Raw genomic sequence first — 4,526 nt, forward strand, 5'->3', positions numbered from 1 at the left:
GGCTGACGGTATGACAGTTGTTCTTGACAGAGATGGTTCTGCTATCATTCATGTAGTATTCAAGAGCGAAGGCGGAAAGAACCTTGGCGGTGGAGACTACTTTGTAGATGAGGATGGCGATGGAGTATTCAATTACTCAGAGCTTGATCTGCCGGTTGGTTATGAGCTGATCGTAACAGGTGACGAGTTTGTTGATACAGACAAGACATATGAGATCACACTGCACAAGATCAATGCCGGAACAATCATCAATGTAGTATTCGTAGACGAGGAAGGCAACAACCTTGGCGGCGGAGATTACTTCGTAGATATGGATGATGACGGAATTGCTAACTTCTCAGAACTGACACTTCCGGAAGGTTATGAGCTGATCGTAACAGGCGATTTCTTCGTAGATGAGTATGTTGGACACAGCAACACAATCGTTCTGAAGAAGATCGAAGTAATCAGAGACGCAAGCCTGAGAGTTACATTCGAGACAACAGATGGCAAGAAGGTTTGGGCAACAAAGATGATGACTAAAGAAGGCGTTGAAGGAGAAGACGTTGTCTTCAGCCTTGGCGAGGACTTCCATCTTCCGCTCGGCTTCAAACTGGCAGAAGGCGTTGACCAGATTACAGATATTACAATTCCTGCTGGTTCTGTAGGCGGACACACAATGATCGTTGAGCCGATCTTCGATGTACGTCTGACAAAACTTACAGTTACATTTGAAACAACAGACGGTGAAGTTGTTGATAAGGATGTTATCCGCAAATTAGCTGAGAACGGAACAGAAGTTTCCTTCGTAGTAGGAGAGGATATCATCATTCCTGAAGGATATCAGCTGGCAGACCTGACTCCGGATGACGCTGAGGATGGTCTTGGACAGGTTGACGATCAGATTACACTGAATGCTGGTGAAGTAGGCGGACACACAATGATCGTTGAACTGATTCCGGAAGAGCCGACAGATCCTGAAGATCCTGACGATCCGTCAACACCGGTAGATCCTGAGGATCCGACAGACCCGACAGATCCTGAGGACCCGACAGAGCCGACAGATCCCGAGGATCCGACAGATCCGGAAGACCCGACAGAGCCGACAGATCCCGAGGATCCGACAACACCGGAAGATCCGACAACTGAGACACCGGATAACACAGATAAGACAGATGACACAACGAAAGCCGACAATACAAAGGCTGATACAACAAAAGCTGAGTCTAACGAGGACAAGGCTCCGAAGACCGGAGATACAACTTCTGTTATGACAGCAGTTATCCCGATGGGCTTCAGCCTGGCAGCTGTTCTTGCTGTATTAAGAAGAAAATTCAGCAAATAATACATAATATTTGATTGGATTTGACTAAAATGGATATTGCCCAAAATGTACATCATTTTGGGCAATATTCTTTGAAGACTGATGCTGTGAATGAAGTTCGAAAAGTGAGGAATGAATTTACGTTATGAAAAAATATATAAAATTTCTTCTTCTTTTTTGTTTCGCTGCAGTAATAGCATGCGGATGCTCGAATAATGAGGAAGAAACTGAAACCCGTACAATCTCGATTACTCCGTATACGTTTGATGAAGTTGAGAAATCAGATGAACCATGTTCAGATGAGGACGTGGCGAAGATCCAGGAAGGAATCAATAACTGGGCGGGATCTTTTCTGATTACAAGCAGTGATGTTGAAGATGAAGATAAAGAAATTATCGATGAAGCACTATACAACAGCATTGTTTCAGATGATGAAAGAGAAAAAGTTCAGGCAGACCGGGAGGAACTTTACAAGGACAACAGCGAAGTTGTAGTTGATTCTGTGGAGACAACGGTTAATTCCGCATATCCGGCTACTTATGAGGACACCAATATGGGATATGTGGAGTGTAATGTAGACATAAAAGGAACGAAAAATGAAGAGGCGTTCGAGCGGAATTATACAATGACACTTCTGGTAAGCTATGAGACCAATACAGTGTCTGTCTATGAAGTGGGCGAGATCTCCTGGGAATAAACCTGTGAAAAGTATATAAAGGCGGGCCTGAGCTAAGGCCGGTGTTTGTTTATATGATGCGTCGATCCATCTGGTGTGGGTCAGGCGCATTTTTTTAGATACAGAAAAGATTCCGGCTCACAGGTTTTCTGTATATACGAGCAAAACAAGATTGACATTTCTCACTCACTGGAATTATGATCTGTTTGCGCAGGCAGATGACGTAGATGACATTACATGGAATGATCTGTCTATGAACGAGATATTTGTCCGGGTGAATAACTGTGATACATCGGTGGACGAGGAGGTCTTGTACTGGCGCCTCCGGAAGTGCGGGATGAGCGAGGCAGATTGGGATGCATTTGAGAGAAGTGCAGCTGCAAGATCATGAAGGGACCGGCCACTTCCCAGAATGCAGTGAAGCTGCTTGAGCTGGCGGGATTCCCCGGTGAGATCATTGCAGAAGCGTCCTGCCCTTATAGTTGACTTTTGCTAAATCCTATTGATGAGGACAGCTGCCACTATTCGCAGTAGTTGGCGGCTGTTTCAATTTGAGTAAATATTACAATGTGATTTTCTTTCGCGATTATTGATTCCCGTGAGCACATAATAAGTGTAGTCTCGGAAACTTAATAGAATAAGAGTAACCAGTGAGAAGAATCGACACATATTCGATTCCAGAAGGAGAAAAATTATGGAGATCAGAGACAAAAAATCTGGTGGATAGAAAAAAGGGCATAGCAAAGCTGCCTGCCTCAAAATGGTTCTGGCACGCTGAAAAATACAAAGGTACAGGCTGAATTGTTTAGTTTAAACGCCCGGTTTTATATCTGGCATCCAGATGGATGCAGATACCAATCAGCATCATCCAAAAAGAAAAATGATCCTTCCCTCGGATTTTCAGGTGCTGTAGGCAGTAATCGTTGAGAACCCTGTCATTCACCCGTTCGCAGGCGGTTCGTTTACTATAGGTTTCTTTGTATAAGGCAGAATCCCTGGGGACACGTGGATGAAAACGGAGATCGGCGTGGTGCTTGATGTAAATCGTCCTGCCATAACTTCCTTTGGAACATTCCTTTTCATAGGGGCAGGAAACGATCCGGCCGCATTTCAGCGGGCGGCGGTATTTATGTGCCTGTTTGACCGGATCGTTTCCCCAGGAGCACATTTTATGTCCTGCCCGGCACAAAGGATGTCCTTCTTTATCAAAGGTAATGTCATCTGGTGCATTTTCTGAAGATTTTGTCCGCCCATTGATATCAATGAAAGCATTGATATCCCAATGCTCCAGCAGTTCATAAGTGGGGAGATTGTCATGGGCAGAGTCCAGACAGATATTTTTCGGAGAGAGCCCAAAGGAATGACGTCCAAAATCATCTATAGCATATAGGAAGTTCAGACTGTCATGGCGGCGGGCCTGCGTAAACTTAAACATAAGTGGAAGCTCCACTTTTTCCTGGTCATTTCTGTAAGAAAGCATGTATAGGGTGTGGCCGAAATACCATACTTTTTTGTCACTGTCCCATCCCCACCCGGCATCCGGGTCAGAATAGTGCCGACCGCAGGTTTTGCGGAAAGGGCAGGAAGGACTGCAGGAAGGAAGATGTCTCCCGTTTGGGGAAGTATGGGAAACAACAGCCGTGTCGTCACCGGATACAGTAAGATCATCAGCATCGATCAGCCCGAGCCGTATGGAGGGAAAGACTGCCAGAAGGGAAAAGATTTCCTGAAGGACAGCTTCCGGATTTTCAGAAGCCGGTGAGCCATTGCGGATCAGGTCAACAGTATGGAGGGCAGAAAAAGTGTCGGGGTTTTCTTCCGCAAGTTTTCCGTCGCTGCCAATTGTCTTTTGAGGTTTTTTGCCGTTCTTCCCAGCAGGAAGAAGTGCTGATCTGGAGTATTGTTCCCTGGGATTCAACCAGAGACGGTTCATAAGATCATAATAAGAGCCAAGAGGCGGGAGATCCTCAACAGAGGAAAACCCACACAGGCAGGCAAGGGAAATGGAATTGGGGAGAACATCCCTGACCCATGCAGTCAGACTGGTTTTTGCATCAGTCCGGTTGAAAAGCAGGGTAAAGAGGATGAGGGAGCGCAGGATCTGCGCCTGATGTATAGCGGGACGGCCTTCTGCAGAATAAAAGGGAGTGAGATAGTCGCTGAGCGGGTCGAGATTAAGGGAAAGTAATTTTTGGCGCTCCTTACTGTAAGCATCAAACTGATAACGGGGATTGTTGCGGGAAAGCCTGCGCCCCAGAGAATTAACAATGGTTCGATACTCGTCGTGGCTTTGCCATAATTCGGGTTTGAACATAAATATGCCTCCTTTGTCATGAAGTGAAGTTGGATATCCTTATACGACAAAGGGCAGCATTTGGTGCTGCGGGGTAGCGCCAAATGCTGCCGCATATTTCAGCTGATCTGTCAAGTGATTTTAAAGAAAAACTTGAGGAAATGTTACAGAAATATAGAGGTGAAACTATTAATTTTGATTTGAGAAAAGTCAGGAAATTCAAGGTATTTGAGTTTCCGAGACCAGACACTGAA

Annotated in this window: 5 protein-coding genes; 4 read left to right on the top strand and 1 reads right to left on the bottom strand. The window is 45.4% G+C overall.

The annotated features are described in order from the left end of the window. The 4 genes from FNY66_RS15880 to FNY66_RS15580 all read left to right on the top strand — a co-directional run. A partial coding sequence (locus FNY66_RS15880; protein WP_229409557.1) for a hypothetical protein occupies window positions 1-1,324 on the top strand: 1,324 nt, incomplete at its 5' end. Between the two features lie 124 nt (window positions 1,325-1,448). Then, window positions 1,449-2,000 carry a hypothetical protein gene (locus FNY66_RS15200; RefSeq protein ID WP_150311664.1) on the top strand — a complete coding sequence of 184 codons (552 nt, stop codon included), beginning with the start codon at window positions 1,449-1,451 and terminating at the stop codon, window positions 1,998-2,000. Window positions 2,001-2,151: 151 nt separating this feature from the next. Next, window positions 2,152-2,370, top strand: coding sequence for a hypothetical protein (locus tag FNY66_RS15205; protein ID WP_150311665.1), 219 nt, complete (start codon window positions 2,152-2,154; stop codon window positions 2,368-2,370). Between the two features lie 259 nt (window positions 2,371-2,629). Then, complete coding sequence (locus FNY66_RS15580) at window positions 2,630-2,779, top strand: hypothetical protein (protein ID WP_190324859.1); 150 nt, start codon at window positions 2,630-2,632, stop codon at window positions 2,777-2,779. Between the two features lie 5 nt (window positions 2,780-2,784). On the opposite strand, the gene FNY66_RS15210 is transcribed toward FNY66_RS15580, so the two are convergent. Next, on the bottom strand, window positions 2,785-4,293 hold the full coding sequence (locus tag FNY66_RS15210) for a transposase (protein ID WP_150311666.1): 1,509 nt from the start codon (window positions 4,291-4,293) through the stop codon (window positions 2,785-2,787). Window positions 4,294-4,526 lie beyond the last annotated feature (233 nt).

Source organism: Mediterraneibacter catenae, from assembly GCF_008691045.1.
Classification (GTDB): Bacteria; Bacillota; Clostridia; order Lachnospirales; family Lachnospiraceae; genus Mediterraneibacter; species Mediterraneibacter ornithocaccae.

Bases quoted from the DNA above. Each gene is read 5' to 3' on its own strand.
- FNY66_RS15210 (WP_150311666.1), bottom strand. From the start codon at position 4,293: ATGTTCAAACCCGAATTATGGCAAAGCCACGACGAGTATCGAACCATT.
- FNY66_RS15200 (WP_150311664.1), top strand. From the start codon at position 1,449: ATGAAAAAATATATAAAATTTCTTCTTCTTTTTTGTTTCGCTGCAGTA.